14 protein-coding genes are annotated in these 13,362 nt (G+C 69.8%); 8 read left to right on the forward strand and 6 right to left on the reverse strand.

Going from position 1 to position 13,362, the window contains the following annotated elements; translation table 11 throughout:
- Positions 1 to 7: 7 nt before the first annotated feature.
- The 4 genes from phoB (at position 8) to FHS74_RS15280 (ending at position 4,588) form a co-directional block, all read left to right on the forward strand.
- Positions 8 to 712 carry a phosphate regulon transcriptional regulator PhoB gene (gene phoB / locus FHS74_RS15265; RefSeq protein ID WP_044563618.1) on the forward strand — a complete coding sequence of 235 codons (705 nt, stop codon included), beginning with the start codon at positions 8 to 10 and terminating at the stop codon, positions 710 to 712.
- Positions 713 to 928: 216 nt separating this feature from the next.
- Positions 929 to 1,768, forward strand: coding sequence for a class I SAM-dependent methyltransferase (locus FHS74_RS15270; protein WP_246463155.1), 840 nt, complete (start codon positions 929 to 931; stop codon positions 1,766 to 1,768).
- Positions 1,769 to 1,770: 2 nt separating this feature from the next.
- Positions 1,771 to 3,309, forward strand: a complete 1,539-nt coding sequence (gene ubiB, locus FHS74_RS15275) for a 2-polyprenylphenol 6-hydroxylase (RefSeq protein ID WP_184802014.1) — start codon at positions 1,771 to 1,773, stop codon at positions 3,307 to 3,309.
- Positions 3,310 to 3,583: 274 nt separating this feature from the next.
- Positions 3,584 to 4,588: an aspartate-semialdehyde dehydrogenase gene (locus FHS74_RS15280; protein WP_184802016.1), complete on the forward strand. Its 1,005-nt coding sequence runs from the start codon at positions 3,584 to 3,586 to the stop codon at positions 4,586 to 4,588.
- 45 nt (positions 4,589 to 4,633) lie between these two features.
- Here FHS74_RS15280 and FHS74_RS15285 read toward each other — a convergent pair whose 3' ends face one another.
- Complete coding sequence (locus tag FHS74_RS15285) at positions 4,634 to 5,038, reverse strand: hypothetical protein (protein ID WP_184802018.1); 405 nt, start codon at positions 5,036 to 5,038, stop codon at positions 4,634 to 4,636.
- A 134-nt stretch (positions 5,039 to 5,172) separates the two neighbouring features.
- Between FHS74_RS15285 and FHS74_RS15290 the strand changes: the two genes are divergently transcribed.
- Positions 5,173 to 5,472 carry a hypothetical protein gene (locus tag FHS74_RS15290; protein ID WP_184802020.1) on the forward strand — a complete coding sequence of 100 codons (300 nt, stop codon included), beginning with the start codon at positions 5,173 to 5,175 and terminating at the stop codon, positions 5,470 to 5,472.
- Between the two features lie 310 nt (positions 5,473 to 5,782).
- Here the strand turns inward: FHS74_RS15290 and FHS74_RS15295 are convergent, their stop codons facing one another.
- From FHS74_RS15295 to FHS74_RS15310, 4 genes are all read right to left on the reverse strand, one after another.
- A complete protein-coding gene (locus tag FHS74_RS15295) occupies positions 5,783 to 6,736 on the reverse strand; it encodes an acetyl-CoA carboxylase carboxyltransferase subunit alpha (RefSeq protein WP_184802022.1) in 954 nt (317 codons plus the stop codon).
- A 122-nt stretch (positions 6,737 to 6,858) separates the two neighbouring features.
- Complete coding sequence (locus FHS74_RS15300; protein WP_184802024.1) at positions 6,859 to 7,911, reverse strand: site-specific tyrosine recombinase XerD; 1,053 nt, start codon at positions 7,909 to 7,911, stop codon at positions 6,859 to 6,861.
- Positions 7,912 to 7,915: 4 nt separating this feature from the next.
- Positions 7,916 to 9,787, reverse strand: a complete 1,872-nt coding sequence (locus FHS74_RS15305) for a hypothetical protein (protein ID WP_184802026.1) — start codon at positions 9,785 to 9,787, stop codon at positions 7,916 to 7,918.
- The gene (locus FHS74_RS15310; RefSeq protein WP_157999514.1) at positions 9,768 to 9,908 is read right to left on the reverse strand and encodes a hypothetical protein; all 141 of its coding nucleotides are present in this window, start codon (positions 9,906 to 9,908) and stop codon (positions 9,768 to 9,770) included. Before FHS74_RS15310 ends, FHS74_RS15305 begins: the two co-directional genes overlap by 20 nt.
- Positions 9,909 to 10,333: 425 nt before the next feature.
- On the opposite strand from FHS74_RS15310, the gene FHS74_RS15315 reads away from it, so the two are divergent.
- The 3 genes from FHS74_RS15315 (at position 10,334) to FHS74_RS15325 (ending at position 12,768) form a co-directional block, all read left to right on the forward strand.
- Complete coding sequence (locus FHS74_RS15315) at positions 10,334 to 10,954, forward strand: shikimate kinase (RefSeq protein ID WP_184802028.1); 621 nt, start codon at positions 10,334 to 10,336, stop codon at positions 10,952 to 10,954.
- A complete protein-coding gene (gene aroB, locus FHS74_RS15320) occupies positions 10,951 to 12,093 on the forward strand; it encodes a 3-dehydroquinate synthase (RefSeq protein WP_184802030.1) in 1,143 nt (380 codons plus the stop codon). The genes FHS74_RS15315 and aroB overlap by 4 nt, the downstream gene beginning before the upstream one ends.
- Positions 12,094 to 12,198: 105 nt before the next feature.
- Complete coding sequence (locus tag FHS74_RS15325; protein ID WP_184802032.1) at positions 12,199 to 12,768, forward strand: DUF2889 domain-containing protein; 570 nt, start codon at positions 12,199 to 12,201, stop codon at positions 12,766 to 12,768.
- Positions 12,769 to 12,910: 142 nt separating this feature from the next.
- On the opposite strand, the gene FHS74_RS15330 is transcribed toward FHS74_RS15325, so the two are convergent.
- Positions 12,911 to 13,183 carry a BolA family protein gene (locus FHS74_RS15330; RefSeq protein ID WP_184802034.1) on the reverse strand — a complete coding sequence of 91 codons (273 nt, stop codon included), beginning with the start codon at positions 13,181 to 13,183 and terminating at the stop codon, positions 12,911 to 12,913.
- Positions 13,184 to 13,362 lie beyond the last annotated feature (179 nt).

Consider the following 13,362-nt stretch of genomic DNA (forward strand, 5'->3'; position numbering starts at 1 on the left):
ACACCCCATGAACGCCTCGTTGAAGCCCCTGGTCCTGATCGTCGAGGACGAAGCCGACCTCGTCACGCTGCTGAGCTACAACCTGGAAAAGGAAGGTTTCCGGGTGCTGACGGCCGGCGACGGCGAAGAGGCCCTGCTGCTGGCCGATGAGCAGGCGCCCCACCTGGTGCTGCTGGACTGGATGCTGCCGCTGATGAGCGGGCTGGAGGTCTGCCGCCAGATGCGCCGCAATCCCAAGACCCGCGAAATCCCCATCATCATGCTGACCGCCCGGGGTGAGGAGGCGGACAAGGTGCGCGGCCTGAACTCCGGCGCCGACGACTACATCTCCAAACCCTTCAGCCCGACCGAACTGGTGGCCCGCATCCGCGCCGTGCTGCGCCGCGCCGTGCCCTCGCTGGCCGAGGAACTGCTGCGCTACGGCGACATCAGCATGGACCTGGCGGCCCACCGCGTCCGCCGCAACAGCCGCGACATCCACCTGGGGCCCACGGAATTCCGCCTGCTGCGCCACTTCATGCAGCACCCGGGCCGCGTCTTCTCCCGCGAGCAGTTGCTGGACATCGTCTGGGGCCATGACGTCTATGTCGAGCCGCGCACCGTCGACGTGCACATCCGCCGCCTGCGCAAGGCCCTGAACGAGGAGACGGAGCTGGACATGATCCGCACCGTGCGCTCCGCCGGCTACGCCCTGGACATGAAGTCCGCGTAAGGGCGGCCCCTTTCCCAGTCCCCCGACAAAGCGGCGGCCGGCGTTCGGCCGCCGCTTTGCTTTCCAGACGGGTCGGCGACCGGCGCCGGGCGTGGACCGGAACGCCGGACGGGATGGGGCGGCGGCCCGACAAGACGCGATCCCCCTGCCGCCTTTACAGACCAGGGCTGCCCAAGCCCGCTACCCAAGTGCCGTTGCCGACGCTATGGTGCCGCCATGGCCGACCATCCCACGCCCCCGCCCTTCACCCCTGGCTCCAACGCTGCTGACGCCCTGACGGCGCAGGAGCGCGAGGCGCGATCCTTTGGCTTCCGCGCCATCAACCCGGCGGACAAGGCGCCGCTGGTGCAGGGCGTGTTCTCCAGCGTCGCCGGCCGCTACGACGTCATGAACGACCTGATGTCCATGGGCATCCACCGGCTGTGGAAGTCCACCTTCGTCGATCTGGTGGCGCCGCGCGCCAACGAGACCATCCTGGACGTGGCCGGCGGCACGGGCGACATCGCCTTCCGCATGGCGGCCAAGGCGCCCGGCGCCCGGATCATGGTCTGCGACCTGACGGAGGCCATGGTCCGCGTGGGTCGCGACCGGGGCATCGACAAGGGGACGCTGCCCGGCTGGGACCGGACGGAGGAGAGCCGCGGTGGTCTGCAGTGGACGGTGGGCAACGCCGAGTCGCTGCCGCTGGCCGACCGCTCGGTCGACGCCTACACCATCGCCTTCGGCCTGCGCAACGTCACCCATATCGACAAGGCCCTGGCCGAGGCGCGGCGTGTGCTGAAGCCCGGCGGCCGCTTCTTCTGCCTGGAGTTCAGCCAGGTGAACCTGCCCGTCCTGCGTGAGCTGTACGACCGCTATTCCTTCGAGATCCTGCCCCGGCTGGGCCAGGTGGTGGCGGGTGATCGCGACAGCTATCAATACCTGGTGGAAAGCATCCGCCGGTTCCCGGAGCGGGAGGCGCTGTGCCGCCGGCTGGAGGCGGTGGGCTTCGCCCGCGCCCGCGCCCGGCCGCTGACCGGGGGCGTGGCGGCCATCCATTCCGCCTGGCGCGTCTGACCATGCTCCGCATCCTGCGCAACCTGCGCCGCCTGTACATCATCGGGCGCACGCTGGGCCGGCATGGCGCGCTGTTCCCGGAAGAGTTCCGCGACGTGGCGCCGGGCGTGGCCCTGGTGCTGCGCGCCCTGAACAACAACAAGGCGCCGGGCCGCAAAGGCCAGCGCCTGGCCGCCGCCATCCAGGAGCTGGGCCCCAGCTTCATCAAGCTGGGCCAGGCCCTGTCCACCCGGTCCGACCTGGTGGGCGACGCCGTGGCCGAAGATTTGGCCCTGCTGCGCGACCGGCTGCCCCCCTTCCCCACGCCCCAGGCCATCGCCATCGTCGAGGAGCAACTGGGCCGGCCGCTGGGGGAAATATTCCAGAGCTTCGAGCCCGAATCGGTGGCCGCGGCCTCCATCGCCCAGGTGCACTTCGCCGTGACGGCAGAGGGCAAGGAGGTGGCGGTCAAGGTGCTGCGCCCCGGCGTGGAACTGGCCTTCCGCCGCGACATCGACCTGATGTTCTGGCTGGCCGGGCTGGCGGTGCGCATCCTACCCCGTCTGAAGCGGCTGAAGCCGGTGGAGGTGGTGGAGACCTTCGCCGAGACCGTGCGCATGGAAATGGACCTGCGCATGGAGGCCAGCGCCGCGTCGGAACTGGCCGACAACTTCAAGGGCGACATCACCTTCAACATTCCCAAGGTCGATTGGGACCGCACCAGCCAGCGGGTGCTGACCATAGACCGTATCCACGGCATCCCCGTGGACCAGGTGGACGCCATCCGCGCGGCCGGCTTCGACCCCGACGACGTACTGCGCCAGGCGGCCAACTCCTTTTTCAACCAGGTGTTCCGCGACGGCTTCTTCCATGCCGACCTGCACCCGGGGAACATGTTCGTGAACATGTCCGGCCATCTGGCGCCGGTGGATTTCGGCATCATGGGGCGGCTGGACCGGCAGACCCGGCTGTTCCTGGCCGACATGCTGTTGGGCTTCCTCAACCGCGACTATCGCCTGGTGGCCGACGTGCATTTCGATGCTGGCTATGTCCCCGCCCACCAGTCGCGCGAACTGTTCATGCAGGCGGCCCGCGCCATCGGTGAACAGGTGCACAACAAACCGTTGCACGACATCTCCGTCGGCCGGCTGCTGGCCCAGCTGTTCGCCGTGACCGAGCAGTTCGAGATGGAAACCCAGCCCCAGCTGCTGCTGTTGCAGAAAAGCATGCTGACGGCGGAAGGGGTGGGCCGCGCCCTGAACCCCAAGCTGAACATGTGGGAAGTGGCCCGGCCCTTGATCGAGCAGTGGATGCGGGAAAACCGGGGGCCGGAGGCGCGCCTGGCGGAGGCCGTGCGTTCGCTGAGCGCCACCGCCGGCAAGCTGCCCCTGCTGCTGCGCCATGCCGACCATCTGGCGGAGCATCTGGACCGGGGCGGCCTGCCCATCGACCCGCGCAGCATCGACGATCTGGCCAACCGGCTGGGCAACGGCCGCGGCGGCTGGCAGTGGGTGGCCATCCTGGCCCTGACCATCGCCGTCACCATTCTCGCTCTCCGTTGATATCAACGGCATGAGTTGGACTCATGCCGTTGTAGCCCGCGACCGCGGGCGCCGGAGATTTCCGGGGAGCGCCAGCGGACTGGAAATCGAGGACAAGCCAAGGGGCGGATGCCCCGCCGGCGCTTGAGGACACGCAAGACACAATCTTGCTCAGGTTGCGCGTCGGAACAAGGCAGCCCTGCGAGTCGTCCGCTTGACGGAAGAACGAAACGAACAAGAGGATGGCGCCTCTCGTTCCATATGTTTCACCCTTCCGTTTTGAGGATCAAAGGTCATGGCCTTGCCCGTCGTTGCCATCGTCGGCGCCACCGGCGCCGTTGGCGTCGAGCTGCTTGAGTGCCTGGAGCAGCGTGATTTCCCCCTGTCGGAGCTGCGCCTGCTGGCGTCGCCCCGGTCGGCCGGCAAGACCATGACCTTCAAAGGGAAAGAGATCACCATCCAGGCGCTGGATGAGAACAGCTTCAACGGCGTGGACATCGCCCTGTTCTCCGCCGGTGGTTCCATCTCCAAGGTCTACGGCCCCATCGCCGTGAAGGCGGGCGCCGTCGTCGTGGACAATTCCAGCGCCTTCCGCCAGGACCCCGACGTTCCCCTGGTGGTGCCGGAGGTGAACCCGGAGGCGGTGAAGCAGCACAAGGGCATCATCGCCAACCCCAACTGCTCCACCATCATCGCGCTGGTGCCGCTATGGCCGCTGCACGCCAAGAACCGCATCACGCGCTTCATCGCCGCCACATACCAGGCGGCGTCCGGCGCCGGTGCCGCCGCCATGGAGGAACTGCGCGAGGGCACGCGGGCATATCTGGAGGACCGCCCCTTCACCCCCACCGTGCTGCCCCACCCCTATGCCTTCAACCTCTTCAGCCACAACGCCAAGGTCGATCCGGCCAACGGCTATAACGAGGAGGAGATGAAGATGGTGAAGGAGACGTGGAAGATCTTCGGCGACGCCGACATCCGCATCTCCGCCACCTGCGTGCGCGTGCCGGTGCTGCGCGCCCATTCCGAGGCGCTGACGGTGGAGTTCGAGCGGCCCATCACCCCGGCCGAGGTGAAGGACATCCTGGCCACGGCGCCGGGCGTGCGCATCGTCGATGATTGGGAAAAGAACTACTTCCCCATGCCGGTGGACGCGTCGGGCCAGGGCGATATCCTGGTGGGCCGCATCCGCCAGGACATCAGCGACCCCAGCGGCCATTCCATCCAGCTGTTCGTCGCCGGCGACCAGCTGCTGAAGGGTGCCGCCCTCAACGCGGTGCAGATCGCGGAATTGCTGTAAGTGGCATCATGTCCCCGCCGGAGCCTTCGGGCTTCGGCGGCAATTCTACAGGCAGTCGCCCTGGACGCAGTGCGCCATGAAGACGACACCAGCCACGACGGGATAAAGAACAACCGGGGCGGTGAGTAGCAGCCACCAGCGCCGCTGCCAACGGATGACGCAGGTCACCGAAATTGCCCAGACCAAGGCGGCCAGCCAAAAGAACACCCCGCACCGGCCGAAGGTGACCTCCAGCCAACCGTACTGGACGCTGGATTTCCAAACCAGCAAAGCCACCGTGATGGCGATGGCTAGGATAGTCAGGCGATCGCTGGCGCTTTCCCTATCAGACAGGTCCGTTATTGGCATAGGCGGCGTCCCCATCGCTTCCATGTCGGGCAGCGTAGCAGGGATCGGCGACACCGCACCGGGGCTGAGTATAATCCTTTCGCATTGGTTCAGGTCCGCCAACGAACAACGATACCTCCTCCTCATGGGAAAATCGGCCGCAGGCCCAACTTTACGGTCGCGGAAAAGCCTCATTTGGTCGCAATATCCTGGTTGTCCGGGGTCGTTCCCGGGCGAACCCCAACCAGGGACCTCGCATGCATCCGCATGAGGCGACCGGAGCCCCCAATCCGGAACCCGGCATGGCCGCCGCCGTGATGGCAGCCACCCCCAGTACCCTTGATACCCCGCCGCCCCGTTCCTCCGCCGCCCCCGCCCGCCAGATCCTGGACGCGGTCACGCGCTTCCGGAAGATGGGTTGCCGCAACGTCAGCCTGACCCTGACCCGGTCCACGGACACCATCCTGGACGTGCAGGCCATGCTGACCCTGGCGGGACTGGCCAGCGACGTGCAGCCGGCCGGGGCCGGATGCTCCCGCCTGGTGCTGCGCAGCTAGAGCAGATCGCCCAAAGGTGGAATCGCCTTTGGGCGTGAAGCTGCTCGCGGACAGACTCAGCTATAGCCGGCTGCGGTTCCGATTAAACGCAGCCGGCTATAGATTCAAGTCACCGGGCGCCGGTGCGACCGCCAGCCTCCCGCGCGTCACCGCCTGGGGGGAACGGGTGGGTATTGGCGCCCCGAAGGGCTGTGACCAGTCGGCGCCCGCGGCGCTTGGCGCGCTGGGCATAGAAAAAGGGGCGGCCCCTGTCGGCGCCGCCCCCTTTTCTCACAGGCCGGATGGCCGTCCGACCATCCGGCGGCGCGATTCAGCTCAGGCCCTTCTGGCCCATGGCCAGGTACTTGTCGCGGCGGCGGGTGATCAAGGTGCCGCCGTCCTGGCCGCGCATGGACTCCAGGCTGTCCTCGATGGCGTTGCCCAGCGCCAGGATGGTTTCCTCGCGCCGGCGATGGGCGCCACCGATGGGTTCCATGACGATGCGGTCGATGACGCCCAGTTCCTTCAGGTCCTGGGCGGTCAGGCGCAGGGCCGCGGCCGCGTCGGCGGCGTTGGTGTTGCTGCGCCACAGAATGCCCGAGCAGCCTTCCGGCGAGATGACGGAATAGATCGAGTGTTCCAGCATCAGCACGCGGTCGGCCGTGGCGATGGCGATGGCGCCGCCCGAGCCGCCTTCACCGATGACGGCGGAGACGAGGGGGACGCGGGCGCGCAGGCAGGTCTCGATGGATTTGGCGATGGCTTCCGCCTGGCCGCGTTCCTCGGCCCCCACGCCGGGGTAGGCGCCGGCCGTGTCCACCAGGGTGATGACCGGCAGGTTGAAGCGGCTGGCCAGGTTCAGCAGGCGCTGGGCCTTGCGGTAGCCTTCCGGCTTGGCGGAACCGAAGTTGTGGCGGATGCGGGTGTCGGTGTCGTGACCCTTCTCCTGGCCGATGACCACCACGGAGCGGCCCCGGAACCGGCCCAGGCCGCCGACGATGGCGCGGTCCTCGCCGAAGGCGCGGTCACCCGCCAGGGGCGTGAAGTCGGTGATCAGGGCGTTGATGTAGTCCAGGCAGTGCGGCCGGTTGGGATGGCGCGCCACCTGGACCTTCTGGGCCGGTGTCAGCTTGGCGTAGGTCGACCGCAGCAGCTTGTCGACCTTGTCTTCCAGCTTGCGGACCTCATCGGCGATGTTGATGCCGCCACCATCGGACAGGTGGCGGAGTTCATCGATCTTGCCTTCGAGTTCGGCGATCGGCTTTTCAAATTCAAGGAAATGCATGGGTGCGGCTTACGACTGGCTTGTAAGGAAGGGGCCGGTCAAGGGGACCGAGTGGGGGACCCGAAGGCGGCTGATTACCATGAGCGGGGGCCAGGGGCCAGCCCCTATCGAATCCGGGGCGATCACCCCCGCCCCTCGCCCGGCGCCTTGCGGGGCTTGCCCGCCTTGGCCAGCGGATGGTGGTCCTCCACCGCGCGGCGCAGGCGGTCGCCCACCACATGGGTATAGATCTGGGTGGTGCCGATATCGGCATGGCCCAGCATCTTCTGGACGGAGCGTAGGTCGGCGCCATGGTCCAGCAGGTGGGTGGCGAAGGCATGGCGCAACACGTGGGGGCTGACCTTGGCCGGATCCAGGCCCGAAGCCAGCGCCAGGTCCTTCAGCAGTTGGCCGAAGCGCTGACGGGTCAGCGTGCCGCCGGAACTGCGCGAGGGGAACAGCACGCCGGCCTGCTTGCCCTCACGCCCTGGCGAGAAGAACGCGGCACGGTGCGGCAGGTAGGCGGCCAGCGCGTCGCGGGCCGGCGGCGACAGGGGCACCATGCGTTCCTTGCCGCCCTTGCCCTTGACCACCAGCACCCGCCCGTCGCGGCTGAAGGCCGAGAGGGGCAGGCCCACCAGTTCCGAGACGCGCAATCCCGTGGCGTAGAGCAACTCCAGCAGGGCGGCCAGGCGCAGCCCCTCCGCCCCGCCCTGGGCCGCCGCGGTGTCCAGCATACGGGTGACGTCGGCCTCCGACAGGATCTTCGGCAGCGGCCGGCCCAGGCGGGGGCCGTCCAGCACGGCGGCCGGGTCGATGTCCCGCCGGCCTTCCGACACCAGGAACTTGTAATATTGGCGCAGGGCCGACAGCCGCCGGGCCACGGTGCGCACGGCCGCTTGCGTGCCGTCGCGCCCCAGATGATGCAGATAGGCCCGCAGGTCGTCGGTGCCGGCCTGGTCCAGGGGGGGGCCTTTGCCGTTCTTCTGGCCGGCGATGAAGCGGGCGGCGTCCGCCAGGTCACGGCGGTAGGCGTCCCGGGTGTTGGCCGCCGCCCCCCGTTCCGCCACCAGCATGTCCAGGAAGGCGTCCACCCCCGGCGGCAGGGCCAGGGTGGCCCCCCGCGGCCGTCCGGCGGAACGCTTTTTGGGCGTTCCGCCGGGGACGATGTCGGGCGTGGGGGCGCGCGGCGCCATGCGCTTACGGCCCGGCCTGGACGGCCACGGCCTCCAGCGCCAGACGGCGCGCGTCGTCCTTCAGCCCCACGGCGGCGAGCGTCGCCACGGCGTTGGCCGCGACCGTGGGCGGCGTCGCCGCCGGACCGGCGTCCGCCAGCGTGGCCAGGGCCAGCAGCGCCACCTCGCCCTTGCGACCGGCCATGGAGGAGCGGAACAGCCGCACCCACGACGCGGCGTCGGGGATCACCCCCGGCGCCTCGGAAGCCGTGACGGTGCGGGCCAGCAGCGCCTCATCCACCTTTTCACCCGCCGCCATCAGCAAGGCCAAGGTGTTGCCGGCGCGCAGGCGGGACGGGGCGTCGGCGTCGGCCTTCACCGCGTCCAGCCATTGGGCCCAATTGGCCCCGTCGCTGGGCAGCAGGCCGCCCAGGACGGCCAACGGCACCAGCCGCAGATAGGCCTGGAGCGCCTTGCCTTCTTTTGCGTCCTGCGCCGTCTGGCGGGCCAATTCGAACCAGGGCTGGGCCAGGTCGCGCCGCCCCTGCAGCAGGAGCAGACGGGTGGCGGCCGGCGCCAGATCCTTCAGCGCCGGTCCGGGGGCCAGCTGTTCCAGTTCCTGGGCCAGCAGGTCGCCCCAGGCGCCGGCCAGCAACGCCGGGTCGCCGACATCCACCGCCTTGGCCAGGATGGCGCCCTTCAGCGACGGGATCGTCTCCCCCGTCAGGGCCTGGTAGAGGATGGCGCGCTGGTCGGCGCCCTGGCGCTTGTCGGCCACGCCCACGGCGTTCTTCAGATCACCCGGGCTGACCTTGGCCGCCTTGTACAGGGGCGCCAGCGCCGCCGCCGGCAAGGTGCCGTAACCGGCGGCACGGTCGCCCGCCGCCAGCTTCAGCGCCGCCGCCGTGTCGGGCAGGTCGGCCACGGCCGCCGCCGCCGCCGGGTTCAGCGCCAGGATCTGCGACACCGGCACATCGGCCGGCAGGCCCCGGCCCAGGGCGCGGGCCAGGGCGACCGTCTCCGCCGACACGGCGGTGAAGCCCTTCAGCGGGCCTTTCTGGCCGCCGCCGGCGGTTTCCGCCAGGCGGGAGAAGCCGTCGTCCTTCACCCCCTGCTCGCGCATGATGTCCAGCGCCAGCATCAGGTTGTCGGTCGCCCCGCCGCGCACCTGGCAGACGACGCCCAGCATCTGGATCTCGCCGTCGTTGAAGCGCTTCTGCAGGTCGGCCATGTGGTCGCAGGCCGCGCCATCGCCGGTCAGCAGCGACAGCCGGGCCCAGGCCTCCGCCCCGCCGGCATCGTCCAGCGCCGTGGGCAGGCTGGCCATGGCGTCGGCGTTCTTGCCGTCGCCCAGCCAGGCCAGGCGTTCCAGCCGGACGCCCAGGAAGTTGCGCGGCGAGTCCTTGGTCGCCGTGGCGCCGGCGGCCAGGGTGCTGGTCGACGGCGCCGTGCCCGCCGACATCAACACCCGGCCCAACAGTGCGCGCGCCGCCGGTGACGGGCTGGACTGTGGCAGCGACGCCAGCACCCGGTCGACCAGACCGCGCGGGCTGTCCGCCCACAGCGCCTGGCCCAAGCCGCCCTGGCCGGCATCAAGCACGCCGCCGCCATCCGGCATCACCGCCGCCAGCGGCTTGACCTCGAAAGCGGAAGAGCGCTGGGGCGCCGGCGGGGTGTAGTCCGGCGCGCCCAGGGGGGTCGGGCCGCCGGTTCCGGCGGCGGACGGCCCCTGGGGCCAGAGCGGCGTGGGCGCCCCGGAGGGCTGCGCCCCCAATTGGGGATCGGGCTGGGTCCCGGATTGCGCCAGCGCCACGGGCGCCGTCATCAGGCCGGCGGCCAGGGCCAGGCCCAGCCAGGCGCGCCCGCCGAATGGCGCCTTACTGGGGGAAGCGGTCATTGGAGATCACCCGTTCGGTGGGCGCGGAGGGCGCCGGGGAGGTGGTGGCGGCGACGACCAGGGCGGCACCGGCACCGCCAAGGACGACCAGGGCGATCAGGATCAGGAGAAGCTTTTTCATGGGGATCGGCATCAATCGCTGATAGGGACAAGGACGAAAGTCAGAAAGAAAGTTGCGAGACCAGACCCGCCCAAGCAAGGCCGCAGTGCGCGGGCGCCCCGGTGGAGTCGGGGGACAGGCTGGGGACGACTGTGATATGCAGTGCCCCCGAACCGTTTTCCCCATCGGGCGGCATCCGCCAGACTGTCACGGGAAAACGGCGCCGGACAGCCCCCCTGTCGCCGCAGGGCGTGGGGGCGGACCGGTATCAGGAATGAGAACAACCCCGGAAGCGGGGACGGCTTTCAGGTCTCGGCTGTAATGGATGAAACGGCAAAAATGGTGTTAGCGCTAGGCACTGTAGCGTCCACCCCCCGGGCGCGCAACGCCACCCCGCCCCGCCGGACGTCGGCCACCCCGTCGGGTGCCCCCTTGGGGTGCGCCCGATGACGCGCCCCACCCTGCGCCAGCGCCCGCCCCGCACCCTGGTCCTGGTGGGCCTGATGGGCGCGGGCAAGACCAGCATCGGGCGCCGCCTGGCCAGCCGCCTGGGCCTGCCCTTCGTGGACGCGGACCAGGAGATCGAGCGCGCCGCCGGGTGCAGCATCCCCGAATTCTTCGACCGCTATGGTGAGCCCGCCTTCCGTGAGGGTGAGCGCCGGGTCATCGCGCGCCTGCTGGACCAGCCGCTGCAGGTGCTGTCCACCGGGGGCGGCGCCTTCATGGACGCCGAGACCCGCGCCCTGGTGCGCCAGCGCGCCCATTCCATCTGGCTGCGGGCCGAACTGGACCTGCTGGTGCTGCGCACCGCGCGGCGCGGCGGACGCCCCCTGCTGAAGGATGGCGACCCGAAGGAGACCCTGCGCCAGCTGATGGAACTGCGGCACCCGTACTACGCCCAGGCCGACATCACTGTGGACAGCGGCGACCGCCCGGCGGAGGAGACGGTGGACCGGGTGATCGAGTCCCTGCAGGACTATCTGGACAACCAACCCCCGGCGCGCGCCTCGGCGGCTGACGAGCCGGCGATGGAGACGCGGCCCCAGCCGGCCGCGGTGGAATCATGAGCGACCCCATCCCCGCCATCACCCTTCCCGTCGCCACCGTGCCCGTCAGCCTGGGCGACCGCTCCTACGATGTGCTGGTCGGCGCCGGTCTGATCCGGGACGCCGGCGGCCCCGTGGCCGCCATCGCCGGCCGCCGCCCCCTGATCATCCTGTCGGACGAGACGGTGGCGCCGCTGTACCTGGGCCTGCTGACCCGCGCGCTGGAATCGGCCGGCTGCCGCATGATGGACCCCATCATCGTCCCGGCGGGGGAGGCCACCAAGAGCTTCCACCACCTGGAAGCGGTCATGGAAATCCTACTGTCGCGAGGCATCGAGCGCGGCGCCATCCTGGTGGCGCTGGGCGGCGGCGTCATCGGCGACCTGGGCGGCTTCGCGGCCGCGATCGCCCTGCGCGGCATCGATTTCATCCAGATCCCCACCACGCTGCTGTCGCAGGTGGACAGCAGCGTCGGCGGCAAGACCGGCATCAACAGCCGCCAGGGCAAGAACCTGATTGGCGCCTTCCACCAGCCGCGCCTGGTGCTGGCCGACATCAGCGCCCTGGACAGCCTGCCCCGGCGCGAGGTGTTGGCCGGATATGCCGAGGTGGTGAAGTACGGCCTGATCGACCGCCCGGACTTTTTCACCTGGCTGGAGGAAAACGGCACGGCCCTGGTGGCGGGCGACGCCGCCCTGCGCGTGGCCGCCGTCAAGGAAAGCGTGGCCGCCAAGGCCGCCATCGTCGCCCAGGATGAGCGGGAGGGCGGCGTGCGCGCGCTGCTGAACCTGGGCCACACCTTCGGCCACGCCCTGGAGGCGGAGGTGGGCTATGGCGGCGAATTGCTGCATGGCGAGGCCGTGGGCGTCGGCATGGTCATGGCCTTCGACCTGTCGGTGCGCCTGGGCCTGTGCCCGCCTGACGATTTGGCCCGCATGCGCCGCCACCTGGCGGCCGTGGGCCTGCCCACCGGCGTGGCCCATCTGAGCCGGGGCCGCTGGACGGTGGACGCCCTGATGGCCCACATGGCCAAAGACAAGAAGGTGAAGGACGGCGGCATCACCTTCATCCTGGCCCGCGGCATCGGCCAGGCCTTCACCGCCCGTGGCATTGACGCGGAACCGGTGCGGGCGGTGGTGGCGGCGGCGCTGGAGGCCTGACGGCATCGGGCAGGGCAGGATCGCCCGCCCCTTCCTTGACCGGGATGACGGGCGCCTTCCATGATGGCGGCGCGTCCGTCCCCTTGCTTGAAGTCCATCCGCCCCATGCCCCTGTCCCCATCCCCCGAGCGCAAGCCGCTGCACACCCGCCGCGTCACTTGCCAGGGCTACGAACGCGCCGACGGCCTTTGGGACATCGAAGGCCACATCACCGACGAGAAGCACTACGCCTTCGGCAATGACTGGCGCGGCACCATCGAGCCCGGCCAGTTCCTGCATGAGATGTGGATCCGCCTGACGGTGGACGACACGCTGACCGTGCGGGCGGTGGAAGTGGCCACCGACAACTCCCCCTTCGCCCACTGCCCCGCCATCCTGCCCAATTTCCAACGCCTGGTGGGTCTGCGCATCGCCGCCGGCTGGACCAGCGCTGTGAAGCAGCGCCTGGGCCGGACGGAGGGCTGCACCCATCTGGTGGAACTGCTGGGCCCCGTGGCCACCACCGCCTTCCAGACCCTGGCGCCGGTGTTCAACGCCCGGCGCACCGGCACCGCCGCCGGCCCGCCGCCGGTGCTGAACACCTGCCACGTCATGGCCAGCGACGGCCCGGTGGTGAAGCGCTGGTTCCCGGAACACTATACCGGGCCAGCGGATGGCGAACGGACACAAGACTAGCCACGGCATGAGGCCTGGCTCATGCCGTCACAGGATGCGACTGCATCCGCCGGAGCGTTTTGGGGAGCGCGGCGGACTGAAACGCGAGAATAAGCCAAGCCCACGGATGCGGGCGCCCGGCGCCTGAGGGAACACGAAAAACCTAAACCGCCTCTTCCGGCGTCAGGGTCTTGACCGACAGGGCGTGGACCCGTTCGGCCAGTTCGTCCTTCAGGATGTCGTAGACCAGGCGCTGGCGCGCCACGCGCGACTTGCCGGTGAAGACGCTTGAGACGACGGTGACCTCGAAATGGGTCTCGCCGCCCGGGGCCGCCCCGCCATGGCCGGCGTGCGCCGCCGACTGGTCGTCGACGATCAGCGATTCGGGCGCCAGGGCCTGGGTCAGCTTGGTGTGGATGCGGTCGGCATAGCGCATGGCGGGACCCGGGCGTTCGAGGGGATCGGTATCCTCCTGAGGTGCGACGCCGGGCCGGCGCTGTCAATGGCCAGGGGGCGATTTCCGGGGTCCGGGACAGCAGCCCAGCCTTGACGCGGTCACGGCGCCGCGACCAGCCCGCCGCGCTTGTCACGGCCGGAACCTGCCCCCATACTTTC

It is taken from the genome of Nitrospirillum iridis, assembly GCF_014205765.1.
GTDB lineage: Bacteria > Pseudomonadota > Alphaproteobacteria > Azospirillales > Azospirillaceae > Nitrospirillum > Nitrospirillum iridis.